This is a genomic window from Streptomyces sp. NPDC104202 (assembly GCF_055584185.1).
The window spans coordinates 88,437-104,402 of record NZ_JBVJMN010000015.1; the positions used below are offsets into that span (position 1 = coordinate 88,437).

Annotated in this window: 13 protein-coding genes; 8 read left to right on the plus strand and 5 right to left on the minus strand. The window is 70.9% G+C overall.

What is annotated here, in order from left to right; translation table 11 throughout:
* Positions 1–139 precede the first annotated feature (139 nt).
* The 3 genes from ACZ60W_RS13175 (at position 140) to ACZ60W_RS13185 (ending at position 5,243) form a co-directional block, all read left to right on the plus strand.
* Positions 140–1,612, plus strand: coding sequence for an NCS2 family permease (locus ACZ60W_RS13175; protein WP_469755416.1), 1,473 nt, complete (start codon positions 140–142; stop codon positions 1,610–1,612).
* 41 nt (positions 1,613–1,653) lie between these two features.
* Entirely contained in the window at positions 1,654–2,790 is a 1,137-nt protein-coding gene (locus ACZ60W_RS13180; RefSeq protein WP_469755417.1) for an XdhC family protein, read from the plus strand.
* 239 nt (positions 2,791–3,029) lie between these two features.
* Positions 3,030–5,243 (plus strand): discoidin domain-containing protein, encoded by a 2,214-nt coding sequence (locus tag ACZ60W_RS13185; RefSeq protein ID WP_469755418.1) that lies wholly within the window; start codon positions 3,030–3,032, stop codon positions 5,241–5,243.
* 81 nt (positions 5,244–5,324) lie between these two features.
* Here the strand turns inward: ACZ60W_RS13185 and ACZ60W_RS13190 are convergent, their stop codons facing one another.
* Together ACZ60W_RS13190 and ACZ60W_RS13195 are read right to left on the minus strand one after the other, a co-directional pair.
* Positions 5,325–6,641, minus strand: coding sequence for an ROK family transcriptional regulator (locus ACZ60W_RS13190; RefSeq protein WP_469755419.1), 1,317 nt, complete (start codon positions 6,639–6,641; stop codon positions 5,325–5,327).
* Between the two features lie 125 nt (positions 6,642–6,766).
* Positions 6,767–7,372 (minus strand): TetR/AcrR family transcriptional regulator, encoded by a 606-nt coding sequence (locus ACZ60W_RS13195; protein ID WP_469755420.1) that lies wholly within the window; start codon positions 7,370–7,372, stop codon positions 6,767–6,769.
* A gap of 116 nt (positions 7,373–7,488) precedes the next feature.
* Here ACZ60W_RS13195 and ACZ60W_RS13200 point away from each other — a divergent pair, with 116 nt between their 5' ends.
* Complete coding sequence (locus tag ACZ60W_RS13200) at positions 7,489–8,634, plus strand: acyl-CoA dehydrogenase family protein (RefSeq protein WP_469755421.1); 1,146 nt, start codon at positions 7,489–7,491, stop codon at positions 8,632–8,634.
* 515 nt (positions 8,635–9,149) lie between these two features.
* Here ACZ60W_RS13200 and ACZ60W_RS13205 read toward each other — a convergent pair.
* Together ACZ60W_RS13205 and ACZ60W_RS13210 are read right to left on the minus strand one after the other, a co-directional pair.
* Positions 9,150–9,722: a hypothetical protein gene (locus tag ACZ60W_RS13205; RefSeq protein ID WP_469755422.1), complete on the minus strand. Its 573-nt coding sequence runs from the start codon at positions 9,720–9,722 to the stop codon at positions 9,150–9,152.
* A gap of 102 nt (positions 9,723–9,824) precedes the next feature.
* A protein-coding gene (locus ACZ60W_RS13210; protein ID WP_469755423.1) for an IS630 family transposase occupies positions 9,825–10,891 on the minus strand; the annotation gives its coding sequence in 2 pieces (ribosomal slippage) (positions 9,825–10,445 and positions 10,448–10,891; 1,065 coding nt in all).
* 155 nt (positions 10,892–11,046) lie between these two features.
* Here ACZ60W_RS13210 and ACZ60W_RS13215 point away from each other — a divergent pair.
* Positions 11,047–11,814: a hypothetical protein gene (locus ACZ60W_RS13215; protein ID WP_469755424.1), complete on the plus strand. Its 768-nt coding sequence runs from the start codon at positions 11,047–11,049 to the stop codon at positions 11,812–11,814.
* Between the two features lie 406 nt (positions 11,815–12,220).
* On the plus strand, positions 12,221–12,979 hold the full coding sequence (locus tag ACZ60W_RS13220) for a hypothetical protein (RefSeq protein WP_469755425.1): 759 nt from the start codon (positions 12,221–12,223) through the stop codon (positions 12,977–12,979).
* Positions 12,980–13,409: 430 nt separating this feature from the next.
* Here the strand turns inward: ACZ60W_RS13220 and ACZ60W_RS13225 are convergent, their stop codons facing one another.
* A complete protein-coding gene (locus ACZ60W_RS13225; RefSeq protein WP_469755426.1) occupies positions 13,410–13,946 on the minus strand; it encodes a GlcG/HbpS family heme-binding protein in 537 nt (178 codons plus the stop codon).
* A gap of 214 nt (positions 13,947–14,160) precedes the next feature.
* Between ACZ60W_RS13225 and ACZ60W_RS13230 the strand changes: the two genes are divergently transcribed.
* On the plus strand, positions 14,161–15,330 hold the full coding sequence (locus ACZ60W_RS13230) for a sensor histidine kinase (RefSeq protein ID WP_469755427.1): 1,170 nt from the start codon (positions 14,161–14,163) through the stop codon (positions 15,328–15,330).
* A complete protein-coding gene (locus tag ACZ60W_RS13235) occupies positions 15,330–15,950 on the plus strand; it encodes a response regulator transcription factor (protein ID WP_361853297.1) in 621 nt (206 codons plus the stop codon). Before ACZ60W_RS13230 ends, ACZ60W_RS13235 begins: the two co-directional genes overlap by 1 nt.
* The last annotated feature ends 16 nt before the right edge of the window (positions 15,951–15,966 follow it).

The window sequence follows — 15,966 nt, forward strand, 5'->3', positions numbered from 1 at the left end:
TAACGATTCATCCCGTTCGTCTCGGGCCGTCCCCCGGGTCGTGCAGCCCACGCAGCATCCCAAATCCCGCAGCTTCACCAGATCAGAAGCCCTTCGACATCTGACGCGGGTGCCCCTTTGAACCTTGGGAGTAGGCCCCATGACCCAGTCGTCCGTGGAGCCCAAGACCGCATCGGAGGACGCGGGCTCCGGCTCCAACGTCCCCGCCGGCCGTTCTTGGCTCGACCGGTACTTTCACATCTCGGAGAGAGGATCCACCGTCGCGACGGAGATCCGCGGCGGCGTCACCACCTTCATGGCGATGGCGTACATTCTCCTGCTCAACCCGATCCTCCTCGGCGGCCCCGACGTCGACAAGCACGTCCTCGCCTCCTCCGCCGTCATCACGGCGACCGCCTTCGCGGCGGCGGTGACGACCCTGCTCATGGGCTTCGTCGGCAAGGTGCCGCTCGTCCTCGCGGCGGGACTCAGCGTCTCCGGCGTCCTCGCGACCCAGGTCGTGCCCCAGATGACCTGGCCGCAGGCCATGGCCATGTGCGTCGTCTACGGTCTGGTGATCTGCCTCCTGGTGGTCACCGGTCTCCGTGAGATGATCATGAACGCCATCCCGCTCCCGCTGAAGCACGGCATCACCATCGGCATCGGCCTCTTCATCGCGCTGATCGGCTTCAACAAGGCCGGCTTCGTCGGCGCCGGCCCGCAGTTCGGTCCGCCCGTCACCATGGGCTCCGGCGGCGAGCTCATCGGCTGGCCCGTCCTGATCTTCGCCGTCACCCTGCTCGCGATCTTCGCGCTCCAGGCCCGCAAGGTCCCCGGCGCGATCCTCATCGGCATCGTCGGCGGAACGATCGTCTCGCTGATCGTCAACGCGGTCGCCGACATCCCGGCCAAGGGCCCCGGCGCCTGGGCCAACGGCGCCCCGGAGCTCAAGGGCAGCGCGGTCTCCACCCCGGACTTCTCGCTCATGGGCGACGTCGACTTCGGCGGCTGGGGCGACGTCGGCTACATCACCGTCGGCGTGATCGTCTTCACCCTCGTCCTCGCCGGCTTCTTCGACGCCATGGCCACCATCATCGGCGTCGGCACCGAGGCCAACCTCGCCGACGACAAGGGCCGCATGCCCGGCCTGTCCAAGGCGCTGTTCATCGACGGCGCGGGCGGTGCGATCGGCGGCGTCTCCGGCGCCTCCGGCCAGACCGTCTTCGTGGAGTCCGCGACCGGCGTCGGCGAGGGAGCCCGTACCGGCTTCTCCTCGGTGATCACCGGCCTGTTCTTCGCCGCTTGTCTCTTCTTCACCCCGATCACCCAGATCGTGCCCCGCGAGGTCGGCTCCGCCGCCCTGGTCGTCATCGGCGCCATGATGATGATGAACGCCAAGCATGTGAACTGGGGCGACAGCTCCGTCGCCATCCCGGTCTTCCTGACCGTCGTGCTGATGCCGTTCACCTACAGCATCACCCCGGGCGTCGCGGCCGGCGTCATCGCCTACACCGTCATCAAGGTGGCGCAGGGCAAGGCGCGCGAGGTCGGCGCGTTCATGTGGTGCCTCACCGCGATCTTCATCGTGTTCTTCGCCCTTCACCCGATCGAGGGATGGCTCGGCGTCAGCTGACGCCGGCCCGCCGCCCTCCCCGCACAGCCAAGGAGACCGACATGCTGGACATCGCCGAAGAGCTCCACCGGTGGGTCGAGCAGGGACGCGCCTTCGCCGTCGCCACCGTGGTGGCCGTCGGCGGCAGCGCGCCCCGGCAGCCGGGCGCCGCCCTCGCCGTCGACAGCGAGGGCACGGCGATCGGCTCGGTCTCCGGCGGGTGCGTGGAGGGCGCGGTCTACGACCTCTGCGTCCAGGCCCTCGAAGACGGCCTGACCGTCGTCGAGCGGTTCGGATACAGCGACGAGGACGCCTTCGCGGTCGGTCTGACCTGCGGCGGCATCATCGACATCCTCGTCACGCCGGTCCGCGGCGGGGTCTTCCCCGCCGCGGTCGCGGCCGCCGCCACGGGGGAGGCGGCGGCCCTGGCCCGCATCGTCGACGGCCCCGAGGACCTGCGGGGCACGGCGCTCCTGGTCCGCCCGGACGGCTCGTACGAGGGCGGGCTGGGCGGCCACCCCGAGCTGGACCGCACCGCGGCCGGCGAGGCCCGCGCGATGCTCGACGCGGGCCGCACCGGCACCGTCGAGATCGGCGAGGACGGCAGCCGGTGCGGGCAGCCGCTGACGCTGCTGGTCGAGTCCTCCGTCCCGGCCCCCCGCATGATCGTCTTCGGCGCCATCGACTTCGCCGCCGCCCTCGTCCGGGTCGGCAAGTTCCTCGGCTACCACGTCACCGTGTGCGACGCGCGCCCCGTCTTCGCGACACCGGCCCGCTTCCCCGAGGCCGACGAGATCGTCGTCGAGTGGCCCCACCGCTATCTGGAGTCCACGCAGGTGGACGGCCGTACGGTGCTCTGCGTCCTCACCCACGACGCCAAGTTCGACGTGCCCCTGCTGCACACCGCCCTCAGGATGCCCGTCGCGTACATCGGCGCCATGGGTTCCCGCCGCACGCACGAGGACCGCAACAAGCGGCTCCGCGAGGTGGGGGTGACGGAGCTCGAACTCGCCCGGCTGCGCTCGCCGATCGGGCTCGACCTCGGCGCCCGTACGCCGGAGGAGACCGCCCTGTCGATCGGCGCCGAGATCGTCGCCAATCGCCGCGGCGGCAGCGGCGTCTCCCTCACCGGCGCGCACACGCCGATCCACCACGACGGCCCCCGCGAGCCCGCCGGACGGATAGGCTCCGTCGCCTGATCGCGTCCCGTCCTCCCGGCCCCACCCCGCTCGCCGCGGGGGAGGGGCCGTGCCCGTTTTCCCCTCCGCTACGCCCGGAACGTGTCGTCCGCACGCATCCCATGTTTCTCGATACTTAATGCAGGTCAAAAGAAAAGTCTTGTCGAATGCCTTGACCCTTGCCGGTGGCAACCGCAATCCTCTGCTGCGGAGAGCGCGCTCCTCCTCCAACTCCCCCTCATCCCCGAGGAGATCGACCCATGCCCGCAGCCGGCACCCGTGTCGCGCCAGCCCCACCGCCGCCCGGCCCAGCGCACCACCCCGTTCCCCGCCCCGCCCCCCGCAGGGCCACCGCGGCCGCCCTGGTCACCGCACTCCTCGCGGGCCTCCTCGCCCTCGTCGCGGCGCCCCCGGCCGCGGCCGCCCCCGTCCTCCTCTCCCAGGGGAAGACCGCCACCGCCTCCAGCCAGGAGAACGGAGGCACCCCCGCCAGTGCCGCCGTCGACGGCGACACGGGCACCCGCTGGTCCAGCGCCTTCGCCGACCCCCAGTGGATCCAGGTCGACCTGGGCGCCCCCGCCGCGCTCAGCAGGGTCGACCTCCGCTGGGAGACCGCGTACGGCAAGGCGTACCGGATCGAGCTCTCCACCGACGGCACCACCTGGACGAACGCCTACACCACGGCGAACAGCCCCGGCGGCAACGAGTCGCTGCCCGTCACCGGCACCGCCCGCTACGTCCGCGTGTACGGCACCGCCCGGGCCACCGGCTACGGCTACTCGCTCTGGGAGTTCCAGGTGTACGGCTCCACCGACGGCGGCCCGGTCCTGCCCGGCGGCGGCGACCTCGGCCCGAACGTGCACGTCTTCGACCCGTCCACGCCCGGCATCCAGGCCAAGCTCGACGAGGTCTTCACCCAGCAGGAGTCGGCCCAGTTCGGCACCGGCCGGCACGCCTTCCTCTTCAAGCCGGGCACCTACAACGGCCTGAACGCGCAGATCGGCTTCTACACCCAGATCTCCGGTCTCGGCCTGCGTCCCGACGACACCACCATCAACGGCGACGTCACCGTCGACGCGGGCTGGTTCAACGGCAACGCCACCCAGAACTTCTGGCGCGCCGCCGAGAACCTCGCCCTCAACCCGGTCAGCGGCACCGACCGCTGGGCCGTCTCACAGGCATCCTCGTTCCGCCGCATGCACGTCAAGGGCGGGCTGAACCTCGCCCCCAACGGGTACGGCTGGGCCAGCGGCGGCTACATCGCCGACTCCAAGATCGACGGCCAGGTCGGCAACTACTCGCAGCAGCAGTGGTACACCCGCGACAGCGCCATCGGCGGCTGGTCCAACAGCGTCTGGAACCAGGTCTTCTCCGGCGTCGAGGGCGCCCCGGCGCAGGGCTTCCCCGAGCCCCGCTACACCACGCTCGACACCACCCCCATCTCCCGTGAGAAGCCCTTCCTCTACTGGGAGGGCGGCGAGTTCAAGGTGTTCGCCCCCGCCAAGCGGGTCAACGCCCGCGGCACCAGCTGGGCCTCGGGCACCACGCAGGGCCAGTCCATCCCGCTGAGCCGCTTCTACGTGGTCAAGCCCGGCACCACCGCCGCCACCATGAACGCGGCCCTGCGCCAGGGCCTCCACCTGCTCTTCACCCCCGGCGTCTACCACGTCGACCAGCCCATCCAGGTCGACCGCGCCGACACGATCGTCCTGGGCCTCGGCCTCGCCACGATCATCCCGGACAACGGGGTCGCGGCCATGAAGGTCGCCGACGTCGACGGCGTCCGCCTCGCGGGCTTCCTCGTCGACGCCGGCCCGGTCAACTCCCCGGTCCTGCTGGAGGTCGGCGCGCCGAACTCCGCCGCCGACCACGCCGCCAACCCCACCACGGTCCAGGACGTGTACCTCCGCGTCGGCGGTGCCGGCCCCGGCAAGGCCACCGTCGCCATGGCGGTCCACAGCGACGACACGATCGTCGACCACACCTGGGTCTGGCGCGCCGACCACGGCGAGGGCGTCGGCTGGGAGACCAACCGCTCCGACTACGGCGTGCGCGTCCACGGCGACGACGTCCTGGCCACCGGCCTGTTCGTCGAGCACTTCAACAAGTACGACGTCGAGTGGTTCGGCGACCGCGGCCGCACGATCTTCTTCCAGAACGAGAAGGCGTACGACGCCCCGAACCAGGCCGCCGTCCAGGACGGTCCCCACAAGGGCTACGCGGCCTACCGCGTCGACGACTCCGTCACCACCCACGAGGGCTGGGGACTCGGCAGCTACTGCTACTACAACGTGGACCCGACGATCCGTCAGGACCACGGCTTCCGGGCCCCGGTGAAGCCCGGCGTCAAGTTCCACGACCTCCTGGTCGTGTCCCTCGGCGGCAACGGGCAGTACGAGCACGTGATCAACAACGTGGGCGCCCCGACCTCGGGCACCTCCACGGTGCCGTCCACCGTGGTCTCGTTCCCCTGACCCACCCCGCGGTCCCGCCGGTGACCCGCACCGCGGCTCCCCGGTGATCCGCACCGCGTGACGGACCGGGCGGCGCGCTCCTCAGCGCGCCGTCCGGTCCCGGACGTTCGAGGCCCAGGCCGGCTGCTCGCCGGCCGCCTCGCCCTCGGTCCCCGGCCGCCGGCCGCCGCGGGAGAAGAAGTCGTCCAGCGGCAGGATCGCCGCGCCCACCGTGACCGCGTCGGGCCCCAGCCGGCCCATGCCGATGCTCACCCGCGCCGCCGGGTACGCGAGCGCGTACTCCGCGGCGTAGCCCTTGACCCGGTCCAGGAAGCGGGTGCCGAGCTGGAGGCCGGCCCAGCCGCCGACGAGGATGCGTTCGGGCTGGAAGAGGTTGACGAGGTCGGCGAAGCCGGCGCCGAGGTACTCGGCGGTCTCCTCCAGGACCGCGAGCGCCGTGGCGTCGGGCGCCGCGTCCGGGTCGGCCGGGTAGGCGGCGGCGAGCATCGCGGTCAGGGCGGTCTCCTCGTCGGCGCCGGCCGGGGGAAGCCCGCCGGCCTCGCGCCAGCGTTCCAGGAGCGCCTCGGCGCCCGCGTACGCCTCCAGGCAGCCCCGGGCGCCGCAGCGGCACCGCCGGCCCCGGACCCGCACCTTCAGATGACCCCATTCGAGCGCCCGGCCCGGCCCCAGCGGGTCCGTCACGACGCACGCGCCGACACCCGAGCCGAAGAGCACCACCACGGCGCTGCTCGCGCCCCGGCCCGCGCCGAACCACATCTCCGCCTGGCCCAGCGTCTTGGCGCCGTTGTCGATCCAGTACGGCACCGTGTCGGGCAGCGCCCCGGTCCCGCGCAGCAGCCGCTCCAGCGGGACGGCGTCCCAGCCGGTGGTCTGCCCGTGCACGACCGCGCCGTCCTCGGCGCTCGGTGCCACGATCCCGGGCACGCCCACCCCGACACCGAGGAGCCGCTCGGCCGGGACGTCCGCGGTCCGCAGCACCTCGGCGATGCCCTCGGTGATGTGCTCCACGACGACCCCGACCTCGTAGCGGTCGTGCGGATGCGGACTGTCGACCGCCAGCGGGCGTTCCGTGCGCGCGAGTTCGGTGAGCGTCAGATCGAAGAGCTCCACCCTGACCCGGGTCTCGCCGACGTCGACCCCGATCATGCAGCCGCTTCCCGGGGTGATCCGCAGCAGGATGCGGGGGCGGCCGCCGGCCGAGTCGACGCTGCCCGCCTCCTCCACCAGCCCCTCGGCGACCAGCTCCGCGACCACGTTGCTGACCGAACCCGAACTCAGTCCGGTCGCGGGCCCCAGCTCGAAACGGCTCAGCGGCCCGTCGAAGTACAGGCGCTGCAGGACGGCGGTGCGGTTCTCACGTCGCAGGTCACGCACGGTGCGGCCGTTCCGCATGGTCACTGGGCCCCCTGGTGAAGTAGTCCTCACCTCAACATACCGCTGCCCGGTATCCCGGCCCGGCCCGTTCCCCGCGCCGGTGCGGCACCGCGACCGGGCCCGCGGCGGAGGGGGTGCGGAGCGGTCGGTCAGCCCTTCCGGAGCCCGCTCAGGAGCAGCTCGGCCAGCTGGTCGTACGCCTCGGCGTCGGCGAGACCGGTGGCCTCGGCCACCTGGCGCCGCTGGATGCGGACCATCACGGAGGAGATGACGTCGGCCGCGAAGGTCACGTGCACCTCGCGGAAGACCCCGGCCCGCACGCCCTCCTCGATGAGCTGCTGCACCCGGCCCGCGGCCGCGCGCGTGTTCCGCTCGTACACCTCGGCCGCCGGCTCGAAGGCCGCCACGTCGTCGAAGAACTGCGGCGAGACCGGCGCCAGCTCGGCGGAGACGGCGCGGAGGTACGCGGAGAGCCGCTCGGCGGGGTCGCCGGCGGCGGCCAGGACCGCCTCGACCCGGGTCGTGGCCCGCCGGAAGAAGTGCACCACCGCCGCCCGGACCAGCTGCTCCTTGCTGCCGGCCAGGCCGTACAGGGTGCGCTTGGAGCAGCGCAGCCGCGCGGCGAGGTCGTCGAGGGTCAGCCGGGCGAAACCCTCGCCGACGAGCAGGGCGACGAGCTCCTCGAAGAGGGCGGTGCGGCGCGCCGCACCCCGGCCCGTGAGCTTCGGGGTGTCGGCGGCGGGGGTCTCGATCACCCGCCCAGTATTCCAGGCCGGTGTTCCGGGGGGTTACGGCGACCTCCTTCTGCGCTACTCTCAGCGGTACTGCAGTACCTTTCCCAGTACCACTTTGCGCGCCGCTGGAGTCGCACATGGATGTCGACCGCCTGCTTCCCACCCCCGAGGCAGCGGACCTCATCGCCCTCACCCGGGAGATCGCCGACAAGGAGCTCTCTCCGCGGGTCGACGAGCACGAGGCTGCCGAGACCTATCCCGAAGGACTCTTCGCCACCCTCGGCCAGGCCGGCCTCCTCGGCCTCGCCTACCCCGAGGAGTACGGCGGCGGAGGCCAGCCCTACGAGGTCTACCTCCAGGTCCTGGAGGAGCTCGCCGCCCGCTGGGCCGCCGTCGCCGTCGCCACCAGCGTCCACACCCTGGCCTGCCACCCGCTGCACACCTTCGGCACCCGCGAGCAGAAGGAGCGCTGGCTGCCCGCGATGCTGGAGGGCCGCACCATCGGCGGCTACAGCCTCTCCGAGCCGCAGGCCGGCTCCGACGCCGCCGCCCTCACCTGCAAGGCCGAGCGCCAGGCCGACGGCGGCGGCTACCGCGTCACCGGCACCAAGGCCTGGATCACCCACGGCGGCAAGGCCGGCTTCTACAGCCTCTTCGCCCGCACCGCCCCCGGCAGCCACGGCGTCTCCTGCTTCCTCGCCCCCGGCGAGACCGACGGCCTCAGCTTCGGCGCCCCGGAACGCAAGATGGGCCTCCAGGCCGTCCCGACCACCTCCGCGTACTGGGACGGCGCCCTCCTCGAAGCCGACCGGCTCGTCGGCGACGAGGGCCAGGGCCTCCAGATCGCCTTCAGCGCGCTCGACAGCGGCCGCCTCGGCATCGCCGCCTGCGCCACCGGCCTCGCCCAGGCCGCCCTCGACGCCGCCGTCGACTACGCCAACGAGCGCACCACCTTCGGCCGCAGGATCGTCGACCACCAGGGCCTCGGCTTCCTCCTCGCCGACATGGCCGCCGCCGTCGACGCAGCCCGCGCCACCTACCTCGACGCCGCCCGCCGCCGCGACCTCGGCCGCCCCTTCAGCCGCCAGGCCAGCGCCGCCAAGCTCATCGCCACCGACACCGCCATGAAGGTCACCACCGACGCCGTCCAGGTCCTCGGCGGCTACGGCTACACCCGCGACTTCCCCGTCGAGCGCTACATGCGCGAAGCCAAGATCATGCAGATCTTCGAAGGGACGAACCAGATCCAGCGCCTGGTCATCAGCAGGGGGCTGGCCCGCTGACCTTCGGCAAGAGGCTATCTACGCAGTAGGACACGCGTAGGCCTCTTCCCTGAAACCGGCCCCTCGCAACCTTCGCGAGGGGCCGGCTTCATGCTGTCAGGAGCCCCGAAACAGCCTCTGGGAGATTTCTGGGAGATCGTTTACGCGCGGGCGGCTGGAGCGGGGGAGAGGGGCCGAACTCCCGCCGCTCGACGACATGCCGGAGGGACTCCTCCCAGAACTCCTAGAGACAGGCGGCGATGCCGGCGAGGGAGAGGTCTCCGATGGCAACCGTGCCCCTCTCGGGGACGACCTGGTTCTTGAGCGGTGCTGCATGGATCCTGGTGGAGCCGCGCTACCAATGGAGACGAGATGGGGCTCAGTAGCCTCACAGTCCCTTTTCTGGCCCTCTTGGTTGCGCCGCTCACTTCGGGATGGACCTCGTGGAGCAGGACGCCGATCAGGCTTTTGGGCCCGGCCAGCAGCCTGGACGCGACGCGGCCCGCCACCTACTGAGATTGAACTCGTGATGTCGTCTACCAGCGATGCCAGATCGCCGCGGGCGCGGCGTCGCGCGGGAGGGAGGGGTCCTCTCCGGCGATGAAGAACAGGGCCCATGACACGGCATGGTCGTCGGCACGTTGTGCGCCGATTTCGAGCTGGAAGCCCTCGCAGAAGCAGTCGCCGCCGTAACTAAACTGGAGACCGGTGTCGTGCTCGGTTGCGTAGTCCTCCATCTCCTGCGCAAGCTGCGACGGCACACGGCCAATGAGCCGAATCCCCTCACAGGTCACCTGCGGGCCAAACCGGCCGTCGACGAGGACGTAGGCCAGTTCCCCGTTGTCGTGGAAGTAGCACTCCACCGCCGCCTTGATCAGCGGGATGCCTTTCGTGGCAAAATGTACAAAATCCCACCCCTCGATGTGTCCGTCGGACTGCGTAGCAAACCCATGCGCGGCCAGAGTCGCGACGACCTCCTCGCGATGCATATCCATGCGCAGCGGCCCCAGGACCTGCCCTGGGAGGTAAACCCATTGATCCCGTTCCGCGTCCGGGAGCGTCGACCACGTGCCTGTATCCATCGCACGATGATCGACTACCTGGTTCACGTTCCATGCGTCCAGGGGTGGCAGACGGGTGGCAGCGGGCCATCACCGACCATGACCCTTCACAGGATGAGGGGGATTGAGCTCGTGGTGTTGCTGGGCTACTCAGGCGAGTCTGATTGTCAGGCCGGTCTCGGCGAGGCAGCCGTCTATGAGGTCGCTGCGGTACTGGATGTGTCGTAGGCCGCGTCGGACGCGCTGGACGAGGTGTTCGGGGGTGCTGAAGGCAACGTTGGAGAGCCAGCCACGTCGCAGCAGCGACCAGATCCCCTCGACGGGGTTGAGGTCGGGTGCGTAGGGCGGCAGGTAGTAGATCGTCAGCCAGTCCCGGGAGTCAGCAAACTCCCGCAGTCCGGCGGCCTTGTGGACGTTCAGATTGTCCCAGACGAGCACGATCGGGCCGCCGAGCTGCTGGTGGGCGGCGATCAGCAGGTCCCGGTAGTCGCGCCAGGAGAAGCTCTTGCGTCCGTCGCGGCGGCCGTCGTCCCGGCGCGGCCGGTAGATCAACCGGGACCGCTGGCCGGGCTTGTAGCAGGTCAGCGCGGCGATCGACACGCGCCTGCGGGACCGGCCCCGCACCCGCACCACCGGGGTCCGGCCGCGCTGCGACCAGGTCTTCGCCTGCGGCGGCGTCATGGAAAATCCGGCCTCGTCCTCGAAGACCAGCCAGGCTCCACTCACCGCCGCGAGTCTTCCGCGCAGGGCCACACCTCCTTGACCCACCCGGCCACCGGCTCGTCGTCCCGCTCCATCGCCCGTCGGGCCGGGACCTCACAGGACCAGCCGTTGCGCACCAGCAGCTTGCGCACGCCCTGGACGGTGTAGCTCATGTGGAAGCGCCGGCCGATCAGCGTCTTGATCCGCACGAGCGTCCACCGCTGGTCCTCCCAACCGTGCGCGGCCGGCCCTTTGGCCAGCTCCGCCTCCAGCTGCACGAACTGCTTCCCGCTCAGCCTCGGCAGCGACGCCGGCCCCTGCGACTGCAGGGCCCGCGGACCTCCCTCGTTCCACATCCGCCGCCACCGCTGCACCGAGCGGACACTGACCCGCAGGCCCTTGGCGATCACCGAACTCGCCTCGCCCCGGGCGAACCGCTCCGCCGCCTGGAGCCGCAAATCCTCACGGAACTGCTGCCGTTCGGCGGTTAGCCCGCCCCCTTGTGGATACCGCATGCCCCGGTGATACCGCACGGATGAGGAGCCGTCAGCCCCTACGACACCACGAGTTCAACCTCAGTAACGTCGCGGGCCTTTTTGCGTTTCCCGTCTTTGCCGTGAATCTCCGACGGCCCCCTCCAGGCAGCGGACGCATCCGTCACTATCAATTCATGACGACCCCGACCCAACACGACGAGGTGCGAGCCATCTACCTACGATGCCGCCTCGGGAAGAGCGAGCTTCAACAACTCTTCAGCCTCGCGACCGAGGGCATCCCGGCCGCCAACGTCACCGTCTCCACCCAGCGAATCGCCACCCGGTACAGCGCAGCCACGCTCGCCGACCTCGTCACCCACGTTGCTGCCTCGAACGCGACGGCGAACGCCGTCCAGTGGAACAACCTGACGCTTGACGCTGCCGACGCGACCGGCGACCGGAAGATCTCCATCAGCATCGACACTGAACGCACCGAAGTGCAAGTGTCGGGGCGGGATGCCACCTGGGTTCACGGCCAAGCTGCACGCGCCATCCTCTTCCTCAAGACAACGGGAGGAAGCCGGCAGTTCGAGGCCAACGCAGCGAAGTTGCGTCAACTGTCCCTGCGCGCAGCAATCTTCGGCTCTCTCCTGGCGGGAGCGATGGTCTTCGGCGTCTTCGTTGCGGCACCCGAAAACTTCAGCAACAAAGAGGACTTCGACCGCAGTCCCTACGTCGGCATGCTTGCTGGGGCCGCGCCGCTGATCCTCGCAACACTCGCTCTCTTCTGGATCCTCGGCAGAGTCAATCGGGCAATACTCCGGCCCGACGTCGACGTGCCGCACGGCCCCTGGTGGAGTAGGGCCTCCAGCGCCGACAAGATCGCCCTGGGGACTCTCGGCGTCGCCCTCTTCAGCTTCTTCGTGGCCCTCGCCACCCTTGGTAGAGACCTGCTGAAGTAGGCCCGGCCCGAGTCGCCGGAATCGCCTCGCGTCCCATCAGACAGCCCTGACCACGTGTCCGACACAGTTCGTTCGTACAAGGACGTTTCGCTGCTGTCGCCGCGGGCCAGGGCTCACTGCCCGAGCAGTCGACGCCGGCCAGCGACGGCACGCAAAACGCCACCACCCAAGCCCTAAACTTCCAAGATCTACCTCTCCTTGCTATGGCGGCCTCGACACGGCGAGGTGAAGGCGACGCCAGACCAGACGACCGCCGGCCTGAGAGAGGACGCCGGACCTCCGCGGCATAGGGCGAGTCCCGTCTCCACGGTGGCGGACTTCGGGCCGTTCGGATGCTGGGCCACAACTTGGTCACCGATCCGCGACCGACGCACACGAACGCGGAGCATCCGACAAGATCGCCACCATGTCAGCCCCAACCCAACACGACGAAGTCCGCACGGTGTACCTCCGATGCCGGCTCGGTAAGAGCGAGCTCAACCGACTCTTCAACCAGGCCGCGGAGGGCATCCCCGCCAACGCGGTGACCGTCTCCACCCAGCGGGACAGCAGTCGGTACAGTGCAAGCAGCCTGGCTGATCTCATCGATCACGTCCGCAACTCCAACGCCAGCGGGAACCTGGAGGTGTGGGACAACCTTGCGTTCGAGGCGAGCGACGGTACGGGCAGCAGAAGGATCGCAATTGCAGCTGACACCGGGCGCGTCGAAGTGCAGGTGTCAGGACAGGATGCCACCTGGGTGCACGGCCAAGGAGCCCGCATCGAGCTCCTCTTGAGAGGGGCCAACGGGCGTGCGGTAGGTGATACGGCGGCCAAGGAAGTCCAGAAACGCATGCTCCGAATTGCGTTCCTCTCGTTCGTCGTGGCCGCTGCATCGACTTATGTGGGCCAGTCGTTCAAGGAAAGGCCAGGTCCTGTCTTTGAGTTCCCGCTGCTGTGGATCCAGCTCGGAACGACAGCAGCCCTGCTCGGCATGTTCGCGATCGGGATGATGATCGTCAGGCGTGCCAACCGTGCAGTACTCACTCCCACCGCTGAAGTGCCACAGGGCTCTTGGTGGAGCCGCGCCTCAAGCACAGACAAGATCGCCCTCGTCGCGCTGATCGTCGCGGTCGGATCCCTCTTCGTCGCCGCGGCCACCCTCGGCAAAGACCTCGCGAAGTAGTCGAGCCCCGCCACCAGCAAAACGCCCAATCAGGACAGTCCAACTGCGGCCCGCTCGTTGGCAGCCCCGACGCGCGGCGGCCCCCTTGTATCGACCGGAGGGGGCCGCGCGCATTCTTGACCTTCCCCGAGCAGCCCGCACGCCCCCTTGAGAGGATCTTGCTCGGGTAATCCGGGATATCCCGGTGCGACCCCGGAGCTACGCCCCTCGTTGGCCCCCTGATCGCAGGGCGCCTGCACCCCGCAATCTCCCAGCCAGGGCACGTCTGACCTGTATCGGCCATCATGCAGATCTTCGAAGGGACGAACCAGATCCAGCGCCTGGTCATCAGCAGGGGGCTGGCCCGCCCGGCGTGACGCGGACCCTGCCACCACGCGAGCCCCCTCCCGGTGTCGGGAGGGGGCTCGCCGCGTGGGTGTGGCGGCGCGTGCTACTTGGCGAGGGTGGCGGCGCCGGCCTGGGCGAACTTCTCGTCGAGGTCGCCGGAGGGGGCGCCGGCGACACCGATGCCGGCGACGGGGGCGCCCTTGGCGGTGACGGGGGCGCCGCCGGCGAGGAAGAGGGTGCCGGGGATGTCCTTCAGGGTGGGGGCGTTGGTGAGGCGCTTGGCCAGCTCGGAGGTGGGGGCGTTCCAGGAGACGGCGGTGTAGGCCTTCTTCACGGCGGACTCGTAGGACTGCGGGCCGGCGCCGTCGCCGCGGAGGGTGACGAGGGTGTTGCCGTTGCGGTCGACGACGGCGACGGAGACCCGCTGGTTCTCCTTCTCGGCGGCGTCCAGCGTGGCCTGCGCGGCCTTGGTGGCGGCCTCGATCGTCAGGTGCGTCGACTGCTGGAGGTTCGCGTTCCCCGCGTCGGCCGTGAGCGCGGCGGGCGCCGCGGCCGGGGCGGAGGCGTTCGCCGAGACGGCGCCGAACGTGCCGGCGGCGATGACGGCGGCGGCGGTGGCACCGAAGAGGATCTTCTTCATGGGGAACTCCGTGAGGTGAGGCGCTGCGGGGAGGTGTTCGTTCGCTCTGCATCCATCGTGTGGCCGCGCCCCCCGCCCGCCGGTCCACGGAGCGGCTGCCCTCCTCGCGCACACTGGAGGACGGCCGGGTCAGCCGATCGGCTGATGCCCCCGTGGTCCCCGCGGGCCACCATGGACTGATATCCCCAGGTCAGGGGCGCAGGGAGGTGCGAAGGTGACACGGCCGACGGAGCAGGACCAGGACCCCGACACCCGCTGGCTGGCGCGGGTCATGCACATCGCGTTCTTCCTTCTGCTCGGCGCCTCGCTCGCCCGCTTCCTGCTGCGCCACCCCTGGGAGGACCGCAGCCCCTGGATCGTCGCGCTCTCCGGCGCCCTCGCCTCCCTCTACCTCCTCGGCCCGGTCGTCGGCACCCGCGCGGCGCCCCGCCGCATCGCCTGGCTGGGCACCGTCGTCGCCGTCTGGATCGTCCTGGTCGTCCTCGCGCCCAGCTTCGCCTGGTGCGCCGTGCCGCTCTTCTACACCGGCCTGCGGACCCTCCCGGCGCGGGCGGCCCTCGGCCTGGTCACCCTGCTGACCGCCTTCGTGGTCTTCGCCCAGGTGCAGCTCGCGCACGGCGGCTGGGACCCCAACCTGATCGTCGCCCCGCCGGCCGTCGCCGCCATCGCGACCGGTGTGTTCGTCTTCTCCGACCGCCAGGCCACACGGCAGCGGGCCCTCATCGCCGACCTCATCCGCACCCGGCGCGAACTCGCCGCCATCGAGCGCCGCGAGGGCACCCTCGCCGAGCGGCAGCGGCTGTCGATGGAGATCCACGACACCCTCGCCCAGGGCCTCTCCAGCCAGCAGATGCTGCTCCAGGCGGCCGACCGCACCTGGGACGGCGACCCGGCGACGGCCCGCCGCCACGTCCGTACGGCCGAGTCCATCGCCGAGCGGAACCTCGCCGAGGCCCGCCGCTTCGTCCACGACCTCGCGCCCGCCGACCTCGCCGAGGGCGGCGGCCTCGAAGAGGCGCTGCGCGGCCTGGCCACCCGCGAGGCGGCGGCCTTCCGCGTCGACGGGACCGCGGCGCCGCTGCCCGAGCGGGTGCAGTCGGCGCTGCTGCGGATCGCCCAGGGCGCCCTCGCCAACATCCGCGAACACGCCGGAGCCGACTCCGCCGCCCTGACCCTCACCTACCTCGACGACCAGGTCGTCCTCGACGTCGCCGACGACGGCCACGGCTTCGACCCCGCCGACACCCCCGGCGGCGTCCGCGGCCACGGACTGCCCGCCATGCGCGTCCGCGCCCAGCAGCTCGGCGGCACCCTCACCGTCGAATCCACCCCGGGCGAGGGCACGGTGCTCTCCGCCGCCATCCCCCTCACCCTGGAGCCCTGATGTCCGTACGCATCCTGCTCTGCGACGACCACGTCGTCGTCCGCGCCGGGCTGCTCGCCCTGCTCGGCAGCACCCCCGACATCGAGGTCGTCGGCGAGGCCGGGAGCGGCGAGGAGGCCGTGGCGATGGCGGCCAAGCTGACGCCCGACGTCGTCCTGATGGACCTCCAGCTCGGCGCCGGCATCGACGGCGTCGAGGCGACCCGGCGGATCGCCCCCACCGGCGTCCACGTCCTCGTCCTCACCACCTACGACACCGACGCCGACATCACCCGCGCCATCGAGGCGGGCGCGACCGGCTACCTCCTGAAGGCCGAGCGGCCCGAGGAGCTCTTCGCCGCCATCCACTCCGCCGCCCAGGGCCGCACCGCGCTGTCCCCTCCGGTCGCCAGCCGCGTCATGGACCGGATGCGGGGCGCCGCCGGGCCGAGCCTGACCGACCGGGAGCGCGACATCCTCGGGCAGCTCGGACGCGGGCTGGGCAACCGGGAGATCGCCCGCGCCCTGTTCATCAGCGAGGCGACCGTGAAGACCCACCTCGGCCGCATCTACGCCAAGCTCGGCGTCGACACCCGCGCGGGCGCCGTGGCGGTCGCCAAGGAACGCCGGCTGCTGCCGTAGGCGGCGCGGCACCGGC